This is a genomic window from Nesterenkonia sandarakina, from assembly GCF_003003175.1.
Lineage (GTDB): Bacteria > Actinomycetota > Actinomycetes > Actinomycetales > Micrococcaceae > Nesterenkonia > Nesterenkonia sandarakina_A.
Map to the genome: position 1 here is coordinate 164581 of NZ_PVTY01000006.1, position 18531 is coordinate 183111.

Annotated in this window: 15 protein-coding genes and 2 tRNA genes; 13 read left to right on the forward strand and 4 right to left on the reverse strand. The window is 66.0% G+C overall.

The annotated features are described in order from the left end of the window. The first annotated feature begins 38 nt into the window (after positions 1 to 38). From dnaA to BCL67_RS06770, 10 genes are all read left to right on the forward strand, one after another. Positions 39 to 1715: a chromosomal replication initiator protein DnaA gene (gene dnaA, locus BCL67_RS06730; RefSeq protein ID WP_106122678.1), complete on the forward strand. Its 1677-nt coding sequence runs from the start codon at positions 39 to 41 to the stop codon at positions 1713 to 1715. Positions 1716 to 2456: 741 nt separating this feature from the next. Further along, positions 2457 to 3584 carry a DNA polymerase III subunit beta gene (gene dnaN / locus BCL67_RS06735; RefSeq protein ID WP_106122679.1) on the forward strand — a complete coding sequence of 376 codons (1128 nt, stop codon included), beginning with the start codon at positions 2457 to 2459 and terminating at the stop codon, positions 3582 to 3584. Between the two features lie 21 nt (positions 3585 to 3605). Continuing rightward, a complete protein-coding gene (recF, locus tag BCL67_RS06740; protein WP_106122680.1) occupies positions 3606 to 4883 on the forward strand; it encodes a DNA replication/repair protein RecF in 1278 nt (425 codons plus the stop codon). Continuing rightward, positions 4870 to 5433, forward strand: coding sequence for a DUF721 domain-containing protein (locus tag BCL67_RS06745; RefSeq protein ID WP_106122681.1), 564 nt, complete (start codon positions 4870 to 4872; stop codon positions 5431 to 5433). Before recF ends, BCL67_RS06745 begins: the two co-directional genes overlap by 14 nt. Positions 5434 to 5697: 264 nt before the next feature. After that, positions 5698 to 7776, forward strand: a complete 2079-nt coding sequence (gene gyrB / locus BCL67_RS06750) for a DNA topoisomerase (ATP-hydrolyzing) subunit B (RefSeq protein ID WP_106122682.1) — start codon at positions 5698 to 5700, stop codon at positions 7774 to 7776. A gap of 70 nt (positions 7777 to 7846) precedes the next feature. After that, positions 7847 to 10573 carry a DNA gyrase subunit A gene (gyrA, locus tag BCL67_RS06755; RefSeq protein ID WP_181255917.1) on the forward strand — a complete coding sequence of 909 codons (2727 nt, stop codon included), beginning with the start codon at positions 7847 to 7849 and terminating at the stop codon, positions 10571 to 10573. 264 nt (positions 10574 to 10837) lie between these two features. Beyond that, entirely contained in the window at positions 10838 to 11230 is a 393-nt protein-coding gene (locus BCL67_RS15970; protein ID WP_374955631.1) for a DUF3566 domain-containing protein, read from the forward strand. A 95-nt stretch (positions 11231 to 11325) separates the two neighbouring features. Then, positions 11326 to 11399: transfer RNA gene (locus tag BCL67_RS06765), tRNA-Ile, on the forward strand. A gap of 23 nt (positions 11400 to 11422) precedes the next feature. Further along, positions 11423 to 11536: a DLW-39 family protein gene (locus BCL67_RS15600; RefSeq protein ID WP_219886429.1), complete on the forward strand. Its 114-nt coding sequence runs from the start codon at positions 11423 to 11425 to the stop codon at positions 11534 to 11536. A 19-nt stretch (positions 11537 to 11555) separates the two neighbouring features. Next, a tRNA-Ala gene (locus BCL67_RS06770) sits at positions 11556 to 11628 on the forward strand. 141 nt (positions 11629 to 11769) lie between these two features. On the opposite strand, the gene BCL67_RS15605 is transcribed toward BCL67_RS06770, so the two are convergent. Continuing rightward, positions 11770 to 12126 (reverse strand): hypothetical protein, encoded by a 357-nt coding sequence (locus BCL67_RS15605; RefSeq protein WP_219886431.1) that lies wholly within the window; start codon positions 12124 to 12126, stop codon positions 11770 to 11772. A 449-nt stretch (positions 12127 to 12575) separates the two neighbouring features. Here BCL67_RS15605 and BCL67_RS06780 point away from each other — a divergent pair, with 449 nt between their 5' ends. Further along, entirely contained in the window at positions 12576 to 13937 is a 1362-nt protein-coding gene (locus BCL67_RS06780) for a hemolysin family protein (protein WP_106122684.1), read from the forward strand. Further along, a complete protein-coding gene (locus BCL67_RS06785; RefSeq protein WP_106122685.1) occupies positions 13934 to 15016 on the forward strand; it encodes a CNNM domain-containing protein in 1083 nt (360 codons plus the stop codon). The genes BCL67_RS06780 and BCL67_RS06785 overlap by 4 nt, the downstream gene beginning before the upstream one ends. A gap of 255 nt (positions 15017 to 15271) precedes the next feature. Here the strand turns inward: BCL67_RS06785 and BCL67_RS06790 are convergent, their stop codons facing one another. Both BCL67_RS06790 and BCL67_RS06795 read right to left on the reverse strand, forming a co-directional pair. After that, the gene (locus tag BCL67_RS06790; protein WP_258174813.1) at positions 15272 to 16027 is read right to left on the reverse strand and encodes a rhomboid family intramembrane serine protease; all 756 of its coding nucleotides are present in this window, start codon (positions 16025 to 16027) and stop codon (positions 15272 to 15274) included. Between the two features lie 129 nt (positions 16028 to 16156). After that, positions 16157 to 16690: a peptidylprolyl isomerase gene (locus tag BCL67_RS06795; protein ID WP_106122709.1), complete on the reverse strand. Its 534-nt coding sequence runs from the start codon at positions 16688 to 16690 to the stop codon at positions 16157 to 16159. Between the two features lie 135 nt (positions 16691 to 16825). Between BCL67_RS06795 and BCL67_RS06800 the strand changes: the two genes are divergently transcribed. Continuing rightward, entirely contained in the window at positions 16826 to 17785 is a 960-nt protein-coding gene (locus tag BCL67_RS06800) for a hypothetical protein (RefSeq protein ID WP_106122686.1), read from the forward strand. Between the two features lie 95 nt (positions 17786 to 17880). Here the strand turns inward: BCL67_RS06800 and BCL67_RS06805 are convergent. Beyond that, a partial coding sequence (locus tag BCL67_RS06805; RefSeq protein ID WP_146131101.1) for a transposase occupies positions 17881 to 18531 on the reverse strand: 651 nt, incomplete at its 5' end.

Consider the following 18531-nt stretch of genomic DNA (forward strand, 5'->3'; position numbering starts at 1 on the left):
ATGGGCAGAATTTCACCGATGGACATGAGGGGAGCAGCGTGCCTGCTGAGTCAGAGATCGATGTGCCGCGCCAGTGGCAGCAGGTGCTCGCAGAGCTCCGGGAGAACCATGGCATCGGGGCACTGAACCTGACCGATGTGGGACGAGCAGTGCCGCAGGGTGAACAGCTCCTCGGAGAGACCCTGCTGCTGACCGTCGCCGTGCCCCATGAGCGGGTGCGGGAGCTGATGCAGTCGACTCTGGCGGTGCAGCTCAGCAACGCGCTGCGCACGGTGTTCGGCAGGGAGGTGCTCTGCGCCTACGTGGTCGACCTCGAGATGTCCCAGCGCCAGCGTGAGAACACCCCCGAGAGCTCAGCCCCCTCGGCGCCGTCGGCCTCCTCGGCCTCGTCCACCGCGGTCGACGATCTCTACCCCGGCGAACCCGTGGTCGAACCGCCCCGGCGGGGACCTGCCTCGGACGCTGACCCCTACGACCGTGCCGAGCGGGCCCCCGAGCGCCGGGGCATCGGCAGAGGACGGGAGCGCGATGAGTTCGGTCAGCCGACCTTCGCGCCGACCGACTACTCGCAGTATGAACGGCCGGAGCCGACGCCGCGGGAGCAGCGCCTCGCTGAACGCCGTCCCCCCGCCCGGCCGGCCCCGGCGGAGTCCTTCACCGCCAGCGGCGGCGGCGAGTCCTATGAGACCTCACGGCTGAACCCGCGCTACACCTTCGACACCTTCGTCATCGGATCCTCCAACAGATTCGCCCACGCCGCCGCCAACGCTGTGGCCGAGGCGCCGGCGAAGGCCTATAACCCGCTGTTCATCTATGGAGACTCCGGTCTGGGCAAGACTCACCTGCTGCACGCCATCGGGCACTACGCACAGCGGCTGTATTCCGGCATCCGGGTGCGCTACGTGAACTCCGAAGAGTTCACCAACGACTTCATCAACTCCATCCGTGATGACGAAGGCGCCAGCTTCAAGCACCTCTACCGCAATGTCGACATCCTGCTGCTCGACGACATCCAGTTCCTGGCGGACAAGGAACGCACGGTGGAGGAGTTCTTCCACACCTTCAACACCCTCTACAACAACAACAAGCAGGTCGTCATCACCTCGGATCTGCCCCCGAAACAGCTCTCCGGCTTCGAGGAGCGGCTGCGGTCACGGTTCGAATGGGGCCTGATCACCGATATCCAGCCGCCGGAGCTCGAGACCCGGATCGCGATCCTGCGCAAGAAGGCCACCGCCGAAAACTTCTCCTGCCCCGACGACGTCCTGGAGTACATCGGCTCCAAGATCTCGACGAACATCCGAGAGCTGGAAGGTGCACTGATCCGTGTCACGGCCTATGCCGCCCTGAACAAGCAGGCCGTGGACCTCTCCCTGGCCGAACAGGTCATGCGGGATCTGATCTCCGACGATCATGCCCAGGAGATCACCTCCGAGCAGATCATCAACGCCACCGCGGACTACTACAACTTCACCGTCGAGGAGCTGACCTCGAAGTCGCGCAATCGCACCCTGGTGACGGCCCGCCAGATCGCGATGTACCTGCTGCGCGAACTCACCGAGATGTCCCTGCCGAAGATCGGACAGGCCCTGGGCGGACGCGACCACACCACGGTGATGTACGCGGAGCGGAAGATCCGTGAACTCATGGCCGAACGCCGCGCGGTGTTCAACCAGGTCACGGAGCTGACCAACAAGATCAAGCAGCAGCGCTGACCCCGGCGGAGAACGGGTGAGGTTAAGTCAAGCTCGTCCCTGACACCTGTGGAGAAGCTCCTGCTCCACAACTCACACGGTTGTCATTTCCTGTCCCGATTGGGATTCAGCCCGGTTGACACGTTCGATCTCCACAGGTTTTCCCACATATCCACAGGCGGCGGTGGAGTTTTCCCGATTCTTGTTAACAGCTGTGGATAAAACGGTGCAACGAATGGTGCAGAAGCGGCAATTTCTGTGGATAACTGCACTGCGCCTGGGGAATCGGTGGAGAGACCCGCTCAGAATCTCCCCTGCCGATGCACAGCCGAAGCGGGGAGGGTCCACCGCTGGGTGCACAGCGAAACTCGCACACGACGCAGGATGCAGGCGGTTATCCACAGATTCCACAGCACCTGTTAACACTTCTGACCCTTAACCCTTTAAATGACAGAGAACAATCACCTGCCCCGCCCAAACGAGGAACCACAGCCAAGACCAGCGCCGATGACCACAGACCGATCCAGCAGCGTCACACGCCACACTCCGGGATGCAGGACACCTGGGTGGACCACCCTCAGTGCGGTCCACTGATCCCAGATCTTGTGGCTCACGGCTGGTCAGACGGCTCATATGGTGGTCGCTCTGATCGTTGCTGGCTTCTGCCTCGGTATTGCAGGTAAGCTCGACACTCGACACAGCCACCAGATGCTTGACATTTACCGCTGGGCTGTCGAAGAGCCACAAGAAGGGCAGGGATCAGTGGAGTTCACTGTTGAGCGGGACGTTCTTTCCGAAGCAGTCTCATGGGCTGCCCGTTCGCTGTCTCCCCGGCCTCCGGCTCCCGTCCTGGCAGGACTGCACATCACCGCTGCCGACCAGACGGTCACCATCTCCAGCTTTGACCATGAGATCTCCGCGCAGCTTCACATCGAGGCAGATGTGAAGCAGGAGGGCACCATCCTGGTATCGGGACGGCTGCTCAATGACATCGTGAAATCCCTGCCGAATGCTCCGGTGACCGTGCACCTGCAGGACTCTCGAGTCCAGCTGACCTGCCGTTCCTCGAAGTTCACGCTCTCGACCATGCCGGTGGATGAATACCCTGAGCTTCCCGGGATGCCGGAACTGGCCGGAACCGTCGATGGCGCTGCCTTCGCCCGTGCGGTCTCGCAGGTCATCACCGCGGCCTCGAAGGACGACACCCTCCCGATCCTCACCGGCGTAAAGGTCGAGATCGAGGGCGATACGATCACCTTCCTGGCCACTGACCGGTACCGGCTGGCGATGCGGGAGATCAACTGGTCCCCCGTCACCCCAGATATCTCCACCTCGGTGCTGATCAAGGCCAAGACGCTGAACGACGTCGCAAAGTCCCTTGCCGGCGCCGGATCGCTGCAGATCGCACTCTCGGAGTCCGCCGAGCTCGTCGGATTCTCCTCGGGTGGGCGCCGCACCACCTCGGTGCTGGTCGATGGGGACTACCCCAAGATCCGGCAGCTCTTCCCCGAAGAGACGCCGATCCATGCCGTGGTCGGCACCGCAGAATTCATCGAGGCGGCTCGGCGCGTGTCGCTGGTCTCCGAACGCAACGGCCATGTTCGCCTCCAGTTCACCCAGGACAACGAGGTCATCCTTGACGCCGGGGTCGACGACGCCGCCTCCGCCTCCGAGGTCATCCCGGCCACCCTCACCGGTGAAGCCATCACGGTGGGATTCAATCCGGCGTACCTCAACGAGGGCCTCAACGTCATCGACACCGACTTCCTGCGCTTCTCCTTCGTCTCCGCTCCCAAGCCGGCGATGATCACCGGTCAGGCCGAGGCCGAGGGTGAGAAGTCCATCGACTTCCGGTATCTGCTGATGCCAGTGCGCCTGATCAACTCCTAGTCGCTGGCAGCCCAGGAGACCATGCGGATCTCACAGCTCACGCTCACCGATTTTCGCAGCTACGCCCAGGCGCAGCTGACGCTGCAGCCTGGCCCCAATGTCCTGCTCGGCTTCAACGGCGTGGGAAAGACCAACATCGCCGAGGCGATCGGCTATCTCTCCACCCTGAGCTCACATCGGGTCAGCCAGGACGGCCCGCTGGTCCGCCACGGGGAGCAGCAGGCGTTCATCCGGGCCGATGCGCATCGCGGAACCCGGCAGGCGCTGCTCGAGGTGGAGATCAACCCGGGCCGCAGCAATCGGGCGCGGATCAATCGCGGCAATCCGGTGCGCGCCACCGATGTGCTGGGAATCCTGCGGACGGTGCTCTTCGCCCCTGAGGATCTCGAGCTGATCAAGGGTTCGCCCACCGTCCGGCGCAGGCTCCTGGACGACCTCGCAGTCCAGCTGCGCCCCGTCCTGGGCCGGGTGCGCCTGGACTACGAGAAGGTGCTCAAGCAGCGCAACGCGCTGCTCAAATCGATCCGGCACCAGGGTTTCACCGCCACCCACGAGTCCACGCTGGCAGTCTGGGACCACCAGCTCGCCGAAGCCGGATCCCACCTGCTCAAGGCGCGACTGCAGATGCTCAGCGCGCTGCGCCCGCATGTCGCCACCGCCTACGAGCAGCTCTCGGGCAGCGTGCGCACCGCACGGGTGAAGTACCTGAGCTCCCTGGACGGCGAAGCGCCGGGCGCTCGAGACTCGAGCGCCGATGCACCGGGCCCCGCCGACCCGCCGGACGCCGATGATCTCTCCACCGCGCTCCCGGATCCCGGCGCCGCCGATGTCGCGTCTCTCGACGTCTCCGCCCTGGAGTCCTTCTCCCGCGAAGATCTCGCGGCGCTGATGGTCCAGCGCCTGAGCGCCGTCCGGCGCGAGGAGCGTGACCGCGCGATCACCCTGGTGGGGCCGCATCGCGACGACATCGCCTTCACCCTGGATGAGGTTCCGGTCAAGGGCTTCGCCTCCCACGGGGAGACCTGGTCCTTCGCGCTTGCCCTGCGCCTGGCGGCCTACCGCGTGATGGTCGACGACGACCCCAGCGAAGGCGCGCAGCCGGTGCTGATCCTCGACGACGTGTTTGCCGAGCTCGATGCCCGTCGTCGTCGTCGGCTCGCCGAACTGGCCGCCGAGGCGGAGCAGCTCATCGTGACCGCCGCGGTCGACGACGACGTCCCGGCCAGCCTCATGCACAACGCGCTGCGGGTGGAATCGGTGGACCAGATCAGCCAGGTGACCGTCCATGAACGGGATTGAAGACCAGATCCAGGACCACGAGGACGCCGCGAAGATCCTGCTGGCCAGGATGCGCGCGGCGGCCCGGGGCCGCGGCGAGCACCGGATGCGAGGGGTCCCGCGCGGCTCCTCCCTCGCCGGTGACCCGCGCAGCAGCGCCAAGGACGCCCAGGACCGTGCCAAGAGCTCCGGGAGTTCGAAGCCCGGCGCGGACCGGCGGGATCCGAACCTGCTCGGCGGAGTGGTCGGAGGTCTGATCAAGACGCGCGGCTGGAGCTCCCCGGTCGCGGTCGGATCGGTCATCGCCCGCTGGGAGCAGCTGGTCGGCACCGCGATCGCGCAGCACTGCAAGCCGGAGAAGTTCGAGAACGGCGTGGTGGAGGTCCTCTGCGACTCCACCGCCTGGGCCACGAACCTCAAGCTCATGCAGCCGCAGCTGATGGACGTCTTCAACACCGAGCTGGGCCCCGGGATCGTCACCGGCCTCTCGATCCGCGGCCCCGCCGCGCCGAGCTGGAAGAAAGGCCGCTATTCGGTGCGCGGACGCGGTCCGCGCGACACCTACGGATGAAACGCCAGGCTGCGATATGCCGCGCTCGGGCCCACCCAGTGGAACCCAACCTCACCCGACCATCCCTGCGCTGATCCCAGGGCCGTTCCTCGGCCGCTGAGAATGAACTCTGCCCGCTCACAGCGCCCAAAAAATACGATATTGGGGCATCGGCGCGGTAGACTGGACCGACGGCCCGAGCGTACCCACCACTCGGGCTGGTCTGTGTCATGACAAGGTCAGCAGCTCCGACCTTCCCGGCAACTCAAGGAGACGGCATAGCCCGTGACCTCGGCTAACGAGAACAAGCAGCATCAGGGCAACTACGGCGCCTCGGACATCACCGTCCTGGAGGGCCTGGAAGCAGTCCGCAAGCGTCCCGGCATGTACATCGGTTCCACCGGTGAGCGCGGTCTGCACCACCTGGTCTACGAAGTGGTCGACAACTCGGTGGACGAGGCCCTGGCCGGCTACTGCTCCCACATCCAGATCACGATGCAGGACGACGGCGGCGTGCGCGTCGAGGACGACGGCCGCGGCATCCCCGTGGACATGCACCCCACCGAGGGCAAGCCCACCGTGGAGGTCGTGATGACCGTCCTGCACGCCGGCGGCAAGTTCGGCGGCAGCGGCTACGCGGTCTCCGGCGGTCTCCACGGGGTGGGCATCTCCGTGGTCAACGCCCTCTCCCGAAAGGTCCGCACCACGGTGCGCCGCCAGGGCTATGAGTGGAGCATCGGTTTCGGCAACGGCGGCGAGACCACCCAGCCGCTCTCCCAGGGCGGCGAGACCGACGAGACCGGCACCACCATGGTCTTCTACCCGGATCCCAGCATCTTCGAGAGCATCGATTTCGACTTCGAGACGCTGCGCGCGCGGTTCCAGCAGATGGCGTTCCTGAACAAGGGCCTGCGCATCACCCTGCGCGACGAGCGCAAGATCCCGGGCAACGAGGTCGTCCACGACGAGGTGCTCGAGGAGCACCACGAGGAGACCGCGTCCGAGCTGGAGCCCACCGAGGCCGGCGGCGGCAGCGACGGCATCATCGAGACGCCCAAGGGCCGCGTCGTCGTCTACCAGTACGACGCCGGGCTGCTCGACTACGTCAACCACCTCAACGCCACGAAGCGGGCCGAGGTCGTCCACGACGACGTCATCGCCTTCGAGGCCGAGGACACCGAGCGTGGCATGGCTGCCGAGCTCGCGATGCAGTGGACCCTGTCCTACTCGGAGTCGGTGCACACCTACGCCAACACGATCAACACCCACGAGGGCGGCACCCACGAAGAGGGCTTCCGCGCCGCGATGACCACGCTGATCAACCGGTACTCCCGGGACAAGCAGATCCTGCGCGAGAAGGACGACAACCTCACCGGCGAGGACATCCGCGAAGGCCTCACCGCGGTCATCTCGATCAAGCTGCGCGAGCCGCAGTTCGAGGGCCAGACCAAGACCAAGCTGGGCAACACCGAGGCCCGCGGCTTCGTGCAGAAGGTCGTCAATGAATACCTCGGCGACTGGCTGGAGCGGAATCCCGGCCCGGCCCGTGACATCGTGCGCAAGGCCCAGTCAGCCGCCCACGCCCGCGTGGCGGCCCGCAAGGCCCGCGAGAATGCCCGCCGGAAGTCACCGCTGGAGACCATGGGCATGCCCGGCAAGCTCGCCGACTGCTCCTCCAAGGACCCTTCCGAATCGGAGATCTACCTGGTCGAGGGCGACTCGGCCGGCGGCTCCGCCAAGCGCGGCCGCGACCCGCGCACCCAGGCGATCCTGCCGCTGCGCGGCAAGATCCTCAACGTCGAGCGTGCCCGGCTGGACCGCGCGCTGGGCAACCAAGAGGTGCAGTCGATGATCACGGCCTTCGGCACGGGCATCGGCGAGGACTTCGACCAGGCCAAGCTGCGGTATCACAAGATCGTGCTCATGGCCGATGCCGATGTTGACGGTCAGCACATCACCACCCTGATGCTGACCCTGCTCTTCCGCTACATGCGCCCGCTGATCGAGCACGGCAACGTGTTCCTCGCCCAGCCGCCGCTGTACAAGATCAAGTGGCAGACCGGTCCGCAGGACTACGTCTACACCGACGCCGAACGCGACGTCGCGCTGCGCGAAGGCCGTGCCAACGGGCGCAAGCTGCCCAAGGAGCTCGGGATCCAGCGCTACAAGGGTCTGGGCGAGATGGACTACTCGGAGCTGTGGGAGACCACCATGGATCCGGATCACCGCACCCTGCTCCAGGTCTCCATGGAAGACGCCGCTGCCGCCGATGAGGTGTTCTCCATCCTCATGGGTGAAGACGTCGAGTCCCGCCGCGGATTCATCCAGCAGAACGCCAAGGACGTCCGCTTCCTCGACATCTGAGCCGCCGCCGGCCCACCGGGGCGCAGCCGCGAGACGATGCCGATTTTCCGCCTAAGGGAGAACACCACACGTGAGTGACAACACCGAAGAACCGCAGGATTCGCAGAGCGGCCCGACCGAGGCTGTGGAGGGCGTCGTCGTCGGCGACGTCGTGACCACCGACCGGATCCGCCAGATCGACCTGCAGACCGAGATGAAGCGGTCCTACCTGGACTACGCGATGGCCGTGATCGTGGGCCGCGCGCTCCCGGATGTGCGGGATGGGCTCAAGCCGGTCCACCGCCGCGTGCTCTACGCGATGTACGACGGCGGTTACCGCCCGGACCGCTCCTTCAACAAGTGCGCCCGCGTGGTCGGCGACGTGATGGGCAACTATCACCCGCACGGCGACTCGGCGATCTATGACGCCCTCTCGCGGCTGATCCAGGACTGGGTCATGCGCTACCCGCTGGCCACCGGGCAGGGCAACTTCGGCAACCCCGGCGACGACGGCCCTGCGGCCCCGCGTTATACCGAGACCAAGATGGCCCAGCTGGCCATGGAGATGGTCCGGGACATCAACGAGAACACCGTCGACTTCCAGGACAACTACGACGGCAAGCAGCAAGAGCCGGTCGTGCTGCCTTCGCGGTTCCCGAACCTGCTGGTCAACGGTTCCTCCGGCATTGCGGTGGGCATGGCCACCAACATTCCTCCGCACAACCTGCGCGAGGTCTCCGACGGCGTGAAGTGGTACCTGCAGAACCCTCAGGCCAGCCGGGAAGAGCTGCTCGAGGCGCTGCTGCAGCGGATCAAGGGACCTGACTTCCCCACCGGGGCGCAGATCCTGGGCACCCGTGGGATCGAAGAGGCCTACCGCACCGGCCGCGGCTCGATCACGATGCGCGCCGTGGTCAGCGTCGAGGAGCTCCAGGGCCGCACCTGCCTGGTGGTCACCGAGCTGCCCTACCACGCCAACCCAGACAACCTGGCCCGGAAGATCGCGCTGCTGGTCAAGGACGGCAAGGTCTCCGGGATCGCGGATCTGCGCGATGAGTCCTCCGGCCGCACCGGTCAGCGCCTCGTCGTCGTGCTCAAGCGCGACGCCGTGGCGAAGGTGGTGCTGAACAACCTCTACAAGCACACCCAGCTGCAGGAGAACTTCTCCGCGAACATGCTGGCCCTGGTCGACGGCGTGCCGCGCACGCTGAGCCTGGACGCCTTCGTCCACCACTGGGTCACCCACCAGATCGACGTGATCGTCCGACGCACCCAGTTCAGGCTCGACAAGGCCCAGCGCGAGGCGCACATCAAGATCGGCCTGCTCAAGGCCCTGGACGACCTGGACCGCGTGATCGCAACGATCCGCGCCTCCTCCACCGTCGACGAGGCCCGGCAGAACCTGAAGTCGCTGCTGGAGATCGACGACGACCAGGCCCAGGCCATCCTCGACATGCAGCTGCGCAAGCTCGCTGCCCTGGAGCGCCAGCGTCTGCAGGACGAGTACGACGAGCTGATGAAGATGATCGAGGACTTCCAGGACATCCTGGCCTCGGAGGACCGGCAGCGCCGGATCATCAGCTCCGAGCTGGACACCATCGTGGACAAGCACGGCGATGACCGACGCACCCACATCCAGCTCGGCTACGACGGCGACATGTCCATGGAGGACCTGATCCCCCAGGAGGACGTGGTCGTCTCGATCACCCGCGACGGCTACGTCAAGCGGACCAAGATCGACAGCTATCGCGCCCAGCACCGCGGCGGCAGGGGAGTCCGCGGCGCCCAGCTGCGCACCGACGACATCGTCGAGCACTTCTTCGTGACCACCACGCACCACTGGATCTTGTTCTTCACCAACCTCGGCCGGGTCTACCGCACCAAGTGCTACGACCTGATCGAGTCCGGTCGGGACTCCAAGGGCCAGCACGTGGCGAACATCGTGGCCTTCCAGCCCGATGAGCACATCGCCGGAGTGCTGCCGCTGCGCACCTACGAGGATGCGCCCTACCTGGTGCTCGCCACCAAGCGCGGGCTGGTGAAGAAGACGGTGCTCACCGACTACGACACCCCCCGCCAGGCCGGTGTGATCGCGATCAACCTGCGCGAGGACGACGAGCTGGTCTCCTCCAAGCTGATCTCGGCCACGGATGACCTGATGCTGGTCTCCCGAAAGGGACAGTCGCTGCGCTTCACTGCCACCGATGAGGCGCTGCGGCCCATGGGGCGAGCCACCTCGGGCGTGACCGGCATGAAGTTCCGCGAAGAGGATGAGCTGCTGGCCGCCGATGTGGTCACGGAAGGCTCCTACGTGTTTGTGGTCACCGAGGCCGGCTATGCCAAGCGCTCCGATGTCAGCGAATATCGGGTCCAGGGCCGCGGCGGCCTGGGCATCAAGGTGGGCAAGCTGGTCGAGGACCGCGGCGATCTGGTCGGTGCCATGGTGGTCGAGGACGACGACGAGGTGCTGGTCGTCATGGAGTCCGGCAATGTGGTCCGGTCTCCCGTCTCGGGCGTGCCCTCCAAGGGCCGTGACACCATGGGGGTCATCTTCGCGAAGCCGCGCAAGAATGACCGCATCCTCAAGGTCGCCCGGAACTCCGGAGTGACCCTGGCCGCCACCGGAGAAGCCGAGGCGGCCGCCGCAGAGGGCGCAGTCGAGGCCTCCAGCGCGGAGAGCCCGGCAGAATCCGAGGCCGCGCAGAACGGAACACCGGCGGCAGACGCAGTCCAAGCTGAGCGTTCTGAGACCGACGATGCAGTAGCGTTGGTCCCTGATGAAGCGGACCGGGATGAATCGGACCAAGATGATGCCTGATGGAGGACTTCAGTGAGCGCAAGCAACGGCGCAGGTAATACAGGGAACCAGGCGGGATCCTCCGCGGCGCGCCCGTCGACTCGGTTCCCCGCGCCTCGGCCTCGTGCCCAGGCGACCGGTGGGGCGACAACGTCCGCCCGACCCGCGTCGGACCAGGCAGGGGCACCGCGCCCCCGTCCCACCGCGGGTGCCCGACCCAGTGGGCAGGGCACACGTCCGGCTCAGGGTCAGCGTCCCTCCGGGAGTCGCCCGCAGCCAGGTCTGGTGCGTCCGACCCCGAAGGCGAAGGTCCGCAAGGCACGGCTGCTGATCTCCAAGGTCGACCCCTGGTCGGTGTTGAAGATGAGCTTCCTGCTCTCGGTGGCCCTGGGCATCATGACCGTGGTCGCGGCGGTCACGCTGTGGACCGTGATGGACGTCTCCGGAGTCTTCAACCGGGTCAACGAGCTGCTCGGACAGATCCTGGGCACCGAGGGCGGCGGAGGCTCCTTCCGTGTCGAAGAACTCGTCACCATCGCACAGGTCGCGGCCTTCGCCACGATCATCGCGGTGCTCAACGTGGTGCTGCTGACCGTGCTCTCGATGCTCGCAGCGGTGCTGTACAACCTCTCCGCCTCGCTGGTGGGCGGGGTCGGGGTCACACTCACCGACGACTGAGGGCGCCAGATCTGACGATTTGGCCCGCTCGCCGGGAGCAGGGTAATGTGTAGTGGTCGCCCTCGCGGGGGTGACGCACCTGAAACAAGGTGTCCGGGCGTATAGCTCAGGCGGTTAGAGCGCATCGCTGATAACGATGAGGTCGGAGGTTCAAGTCCTCCTACGCCCACCCCGGACTCCAAGGAGGGAAACATGAAACGTATCGTCTTTGTGGCTCTCTCTGTGGCGGGCATCCTCGGCTATCGCCAGTGGCGACGCGCCGAGGACACCCGGCAGGTCTGGTCTCAGGCAACAGATTCGCTCTGATAACCTGAGAAGCACCTTCGGGGGCATGGCGCAATTGGTAGCGCACCTGCTTTGCAAGCAGGGGGTTAGGGGTTCGAGTCCCCTTGCCTCCACCCGAGGAAAGCAACGAAGAAGCTCCCCGCACACCGCGTGCGGGGAGCTTCTTCGTGTGTGAGACGCATCCGCCAGCCGGGTCGGGGTCGTTCCCCGGCAGGCCAGGTGCGGTCGGACCGGGAACCCTCCGGTGATGATCATCATGATCCGTGGCGTAGGGCCAGCCGGACCACGGCGCCGACGAGGTCGCTGACCCCGGGCTCTCGACGGGGAAGTGCCCGCAGCCGCGCGGCATCACCGCCTCGGTGGGGCCCGCGCGGATCTGCCGCACAGAGCTCGGACAGCTCCGGGCTGCGACTCATCTTCGCGAAGTCAGCCACCGCGCGCATCGGCACCATGACGGACTCGGATCCTGCGGGGACCAGACGGGTCAGCGGCGCGGCAAGCACGGCCAGCGGGCCGAATCGGGTCAGCCGCGCCCGCACCCTCCAGTCCCGCGGATCCAGCGGCCAGGTCGCGGCGACCGCGACCACGTGGGGTGACCGGTCTGCCGCCATGGATCACCAGCAGCCGGGGCCCGGTCGGACGACCCTCGACCGGTCTGTGCTCGGGTGCGCCGGTGGACGCTGCCACCGGTGCGGGACGAGCGATGTGCACCTGATGATCCTCCCACCGCCACCAGGTGCTCATCCTCGCCCGGCGGGCCGCGCACTGGTGCGCAGGATCGAGGAAGGACGCGTAGTCCAGGGCGGTCACGAGGTCAGGGTACCAAGCCGGGACGGTCCTTCATATGACTCCAGGGTCGGGGTAAGTGAGCCGTGGACTATCGTCGAGAGCATCTTGAGCTATAGTCTCGATCTAACAGATCAACCCAGAGACTGAAGAGGTGCCTGACACAGGTGTACGACTTACAACGCGCAGTACTCCGCCGCCGACGATATCGTCCCGGAAGTACTGCGAACGCAGGGCAAGCTGATCGCCGCGCGGACATTCGGGTGGTGACCCGGTGATCGAGCTCCTGCTCCTCCTGCTGGGCATCCTCGTGATCCTGGTGATCATTGCCGCCAACGGGTTCTTCGTGGCCCAAGAGTTCGCCTACATGTCCGTGGACCGCAATAAGCTGCGGGCTCTGGCGGCAGAGGGCAACAAATCCGCGAAACGGGCGCTTGACGTCACTGGACGCACCTCCTTCATGCTGTCGGGGGCTCAGCTGGGCATCACCGTCACCGGCCTCCTCGTCGGCTATGTGGCCGAGCCCCTGGTGGGCGAGAGCCTCGGGGTCCTTCTCGGCGGTGTCGGCGTCCCCGCCGCGCTCGGCATCACGGTGGGCACGATCATCGCGCTGGCCGCCTCGACCATCGTCCAGATGATCTTCGGCGAGCTCTTCCCGAAGAACTACGCCATCGCCAACCCGACCCCCCTGTCGCTGGGCCTGGCGCGCTCGACGAAGTTCTACCTCGCCGCCTTCGGCTGGCTGATCTGGATCTTCGACGTCTCCGCGAACGCGCTGCTGAAGCTGCTGCGGATCGAGCCGGTCCACGACGTCGAGTCCAGCGCCACGGCCAAGGACCTCGAACACATCGTCACCAGCTCCCATGAGAGCGGAGACCTCGCCGAGGAGATGTACCTGACTCTCGACCGGATCCTGGACTTCCCGGACCACGACGTCGAGCACGCCATGATTCCCCGCTCGCGCACCGGTCTCATCCACCCGGACACCACGCTGGGCGAGATCCGCGCCCTCATGGCAGAGGAGCACACCCGATACCCGGTGGTCGACATGCAGGACGAACCCGTCGGGGTCGTCCATCTCGTGGATCTGCTGGGCACCAAGTTCACCGACGCGGCAGCCGCCACAGAGATCATGCGCGCCCCGGTGATCGTGCCCACGCTGATGCCCCTGCCCGACGCGGTGCGCACGCTGCGTGACGCCAACGCCAAGCTGGCCTGCGTGATCGATGAGTACGGCGGCTTCACCGGTGTGGTGACCATGGAAGACCTCGCCGAGGAGATCCTCGGTGAGATCAGCGATGAGCACGACGACGAGGAGCCCGCCGGCATCGAACATGTCGGGGAGAACCACTGGCGCGTGGACGGTGATCTCCACCTCGACGAGGTGGAGCGCGTCATCGGTCAGGACTTCCCCGAAGGGGACTACGAGACCCTCTCGGGGCTGTTGATTTCCCAGGAGGGCGCGCTGCTCACCGAGGGCCAGGAGGTCCGCATCCACCTTCCGACTGATCGATCTGATTACGGAGAAGCCTCGCCCCCGCAGCGCTGGGTAGACATCACGGTCATCAGCGTGGACCGCCACGTGCCCGAGTCAGTGCACCTGCGACTGACCGAACACTTCGAGGAACAACGATGAGCGACTGGCTGATCCCCACCATTGCAACCATCGCGATCATCGCCATCTCGGCGTTCTTCGTGATCCTCGAGTTCGCGCTGCTGGCCGCCCGCCGGCACCGCCTGGAGGAAGAGGCCGAGCACAGCAAATCCGCGCGCGCCGCGCTGCGCGGGCTCAATGAGCTCACGATCATGCTCGCCGGCGCCCAGCTGGGCATCACCGCGTGCACCTTTGCCCTGGGCGCGGTGAGCAAGCCTGCGGTCGACTATGCACTGACCCCGATCTTCGAGTCGTGGAACATGCCGCTGTGGTTGGCCGATGTGCTGGCCTTCGCGCTGGCGCTGTTCCTGATGACCTTCCTGCACCTGGTGGTCGGTGAGATGGCTCCGAAGTCCTGGGCGATCGCGCACCCGGAACGGGCGGCGAAGCTCATCGCGTTCCCGGCCCAGGTGGTCCTCTGGGGCTTCCGCCCGCTGCTGCTCTGGATCAACGGCATCGCCAACCGCCTGGTCGCGGCCACCGGTGTGACGCCGGTAGACAGTGCCGCTGCCGGGGGCTATGACTCCGACACGATTCGGCACCTGGTGGAGCACTCCACCCAAACCGGGATGTTGGATGAGGCCTCGGCCTCACAGATCTCCCGGGTCATCGACCTGGAGACCCTCACCGTGGACGATGTCATCGCGGCGCGGACCCGACAGGAGACCACCACGGTGCCGGCCACGGCCACCGCGGCCGATGTGCAGGCCGAGGCCCAGCGCACCGGGCACCTGCGGATCCTGATCATCCCCGAGACGGGGACGAACCCGATGGTGGTCCATGTGCGGGACACCCTCACGGTTCCTCCCGAACACCCGGCCAGTGAGCTGGCCCGGCCAGCACTGGTCGTCTCCACCGGCGCCTCGGTCTATGAGGCGTTCCAGACCATGCGAGAGGCCGGCGAACAGCTGGCGGTGGTCTACTCCGAGGGGACCCTCGCCGGGGCGATCACCTGGAATGACATCCTCAAGCGGATGTGGCCCACCATGGAGGAGCAGTGGAGCGAGTCAGCAGAGGCCGCTGCCGACTCCCGGTCGCAGGACACCGCCGCTCGACGCTAGCCCGAGCAGGTGCGGCCGCCTGACGAGCGGGTCTCACGAGCACACCACGACGCCGGATCCACAGCCTGTGGGTCCGGCGTCGTCGTATCTGCAGAGAAAGCCCAGATCAGCGTGTTATCCACAGGAGTTATCCACAGTGTGTATAAGTTACACGCGTGTGATTCCCCTGGTCAGAGCGGTATCCACAGGACTTTGTGAATTGTGCACAAAACTGTGGATTAGTCCTGCACACCCTGGGGAGAAGCCCGGGCCGACTCAGGCGTAGGGATTGACCAGGCTCATGCCGAGCGCGGTGAGCAGCACCAGGACCACGGCGATGCCGAGCAGTCCGAGGCCCTGCCAGCGCCCTCGCCGCCGCGCATCGGCCAGGCGGTCACCTGAGGAGCGCGACGGGGCCTTGGAGATCACCAGGGCGCACAGCGCACCGACGACCAGGCCGCCGAAATGGCCCTGCCAGGAGATGCCGGGGATCACGAAGCTGATCACCACGTTGATCGTGATCAGCGTCAGGATCCCGCCGGTCTGGGATCCGGTGGCGCGCATCAGGATGAACAGCGCTCCGAAGAGGCCGAAGACCGCCCCGGAGGCTCCCAGCGTGGGCGTCATGGCGGGGGTCAGGAAGAGCACCGCGACAGAGCCGCCGAGGGCCGAGAGGGTCAGCAGGGCGATATAGCGGAGCCGACCGAGGGCCGGCTCGATGGCACGGCCGATGAACCACAGGGCGAACATGTTGAAGAGCAGGTGCATCGCGTTGGCCGGAGAGTGCACCAGCGCGGAGGTCAGCATCCTCCAGGGCTCGAAGAACCAGGGGGATGTCTGCAGCGGGGCGTACCACAGCGCCTCGGTCACCGCGCTGCTGAGCAGCTGCAGGCCGTAGAGCACGACACAGAGCCCGATGACGGTGAAGGTGACCACCGGGCGCTGATCGGGGCGCAGCACGGCGCCGAACTGGGAGCGGGCCGGAGGCCTGCGCCGTTGGAACTCGCTCCGCGCCCGGGCCAGGCAGTCCACACACTGGAACCCGACCGGGGCCTCCCGCAGACACTCCGGACAGGCAGGCCGGTCGCAGCGCTGACACTGCACCGTGGCCGGCCTGTCCGGGTGCTGCGGACAGAATGTTGCGTTGATCGGTCTAGACCCTCAGAGCTTCTCGATGTCGATCTTCTCGATCACGACATCTTCCTTCGGGCGGTCCCGGTTGTCGGTGGGGACCGTGTTCAGAGCGTCGACGACCTTCTGCGAGGCCGGGTCGGTGACCTCCCCGAAGATGGTGTGCTTGCCCTGGAGCCAGTTGGTGGCCACCGAGGTGATGAAGAACTGGGACCCGTTGGTGCCGGGTCCGGCGTTGGCCATGGCCAGCTTGTACGGCGAGGTGAAGTCGAGCTCCGGGTGGATCTCGTCGCCGAACTTGTAGCCGGGGCCGCCGACGCCGAGGCCCAGCGGGTCTCCGCCCTGGATCATGAAGTCGGAGATGATGCGGTGGAACACGGTGCCGCTGTAGAGCGGAGTGTTCACCTTCTTCTCACCGGACTCGGGGTGGGTCCACTCCCGCTCACCGGTGGCCAGACCGACGAAGTTGTCCACAGTCTTGGGAGCGTGATTCCCGAAGAGCTCCACGAGGATCTCGCCCTGGGATGTACGGATAGTTGCCTTATGCGTTGCGATAGCACTCATGCGCCCCATTCTCTCACTCTTGGTGGCGCGCGGTGTCAGGTGGGGGGATGATGAAGGGAATGGCCGTGCCGTAGCAGGTCACGAAGAGACCACGTAAGCTGAAGCCAGCAACCGATCCGGATTCGGAGGACATGCATGTTCGGCAAGAAGAAGAAGCGGAATCACGGCTGGGAGCACCTGGTGCTCGCAGGAGTCGAGACCGCACGTGATTGGACCGCCCCCAAACTGGGTGCGGCAGCAGATTGGGCCGAAGACACCTACCGCAAGGGCGCCCCGAAGGTGCACGACGCCTCGGGCCGCGCACTGAGCGCTGTCAACGACAGCGCCTCAGTGGCTGGCAAGAAGATCAAGGAATACTCCTCGGTCGCCGGCGGCGGCATCTCGTCCCAGTACGAGAAGCTTCCCCCGCAGGCCAAGGCCGAGGTGGCGAAGATCCTCTCCAAGTACGATACTGCCAAGACGCAGTTCGCCACGGAGTACGTCCCCGCCACCTCGGCGAAGCTGGGCGGCTATGCGGATAAGACCGCAAAGCTGATCCACCGCGCTGAGCTTGATCCCCGCGTCGAGAAGGCGCTGATCAAGGCGACCGGTGACAAGAAGATCGTCAAGAAGCTGCGTAAGAGCTCCGAGAACTACGCCAAGGGCGCTGCCAAGACGCTGAAGAAGCAGCAGCGCTCCAACAGCCGCAAGAAGGGTCTGCTGGTCTTCGGACTGGTGGCCGCGGCTGTGACGGCAGGCGTGGCGGCATGGCGGGCGAGCCAGCCGGTGGAAGACCCGTGGAAGAAGCCTGCGCCGGTCACCCGGCCAGCCACCTCCTCCACGGCGGCTCCGAAGCCGGTGACCTCGGCCAAGCCCGCAGGCTCGGCTCCGCAGCCAGCAACCTCGGCTCCGAAGCCGGCGGGCCAGGGCGGTTCGGCAGCGCCGAGCACCGTCGCTGGCACTCCGGCCGCCGCGCCGAAGGCAACTCCTGATGCCCCCAAGACCTCCGGTGCGCCGGAGTCCAAGGCGGGACCCTCGGGAGTGACCAACGTCAACGCACAGAACGCTGACGAGGCCAAGGGCAAGAACGTCCCCTCACCGAAGCCAGCCACCTGAGCTGAGCCGCGACTGAGAACGTAGCTGAACAAGAGCGGACCTGGCGTGATCGCCAGGTCCGCTCTCGTGTCAGGGGGGTGCCTCTATGGTTTTCGTCAAGCGGCCAGGGAGTGCTCAGTTGCGATCGGGGCGGCGGGGTCTTGGTAGAGGGTCCCGTCGCGCAGCATCGCGTAGAGAGTGTCCAGTCTGCGGCGGGCCAGGGCGATGATGGCCTGCTTATGCCGCTTTCCCTCGGAGATCTTCCGGTCGTAATACGCCCTCGAGGGCGGGTGCTGCAGAGCCGCGAACGCTGAGTTATACAGGCTCGATTTCAGCCGCTTGTTGCCACCGCGGTTGGCAAACTCCCCACGAATGGAAGTCCCGGAACGCCTCGTGGTGGGCGCGATCCCGGCGTAGGAGGCCAGATGGCCTGCCGTTTTGAAGTCTTTGCCCACGACTTCGGTGAGGATCCTGGCTGCGGTCCTGACCCCGATTCCGGGCATCGAAGTCAGGACCCGGTGAAGAGGGTGGGCCTCCACAAGAGCCTCCACCTGGGCCAGGACTCCGGCGCGCTGCCGGGTCAGGTCCTGGAGCTGACGCGCCAGAATCGGCACGATGGTGACCGCGGCTCCGGTGCCGGCGACCACCACCGTCTGGGCCTCCAGAGCAGTGAAGATCTCTTCGGTGACCCGTTCGGCCAGTCGTGGGTTGTGTTTCTTGATCCGGTTGCGCACATGACCCCGCCCAGCGGTCTTCAGTCGCTGCGG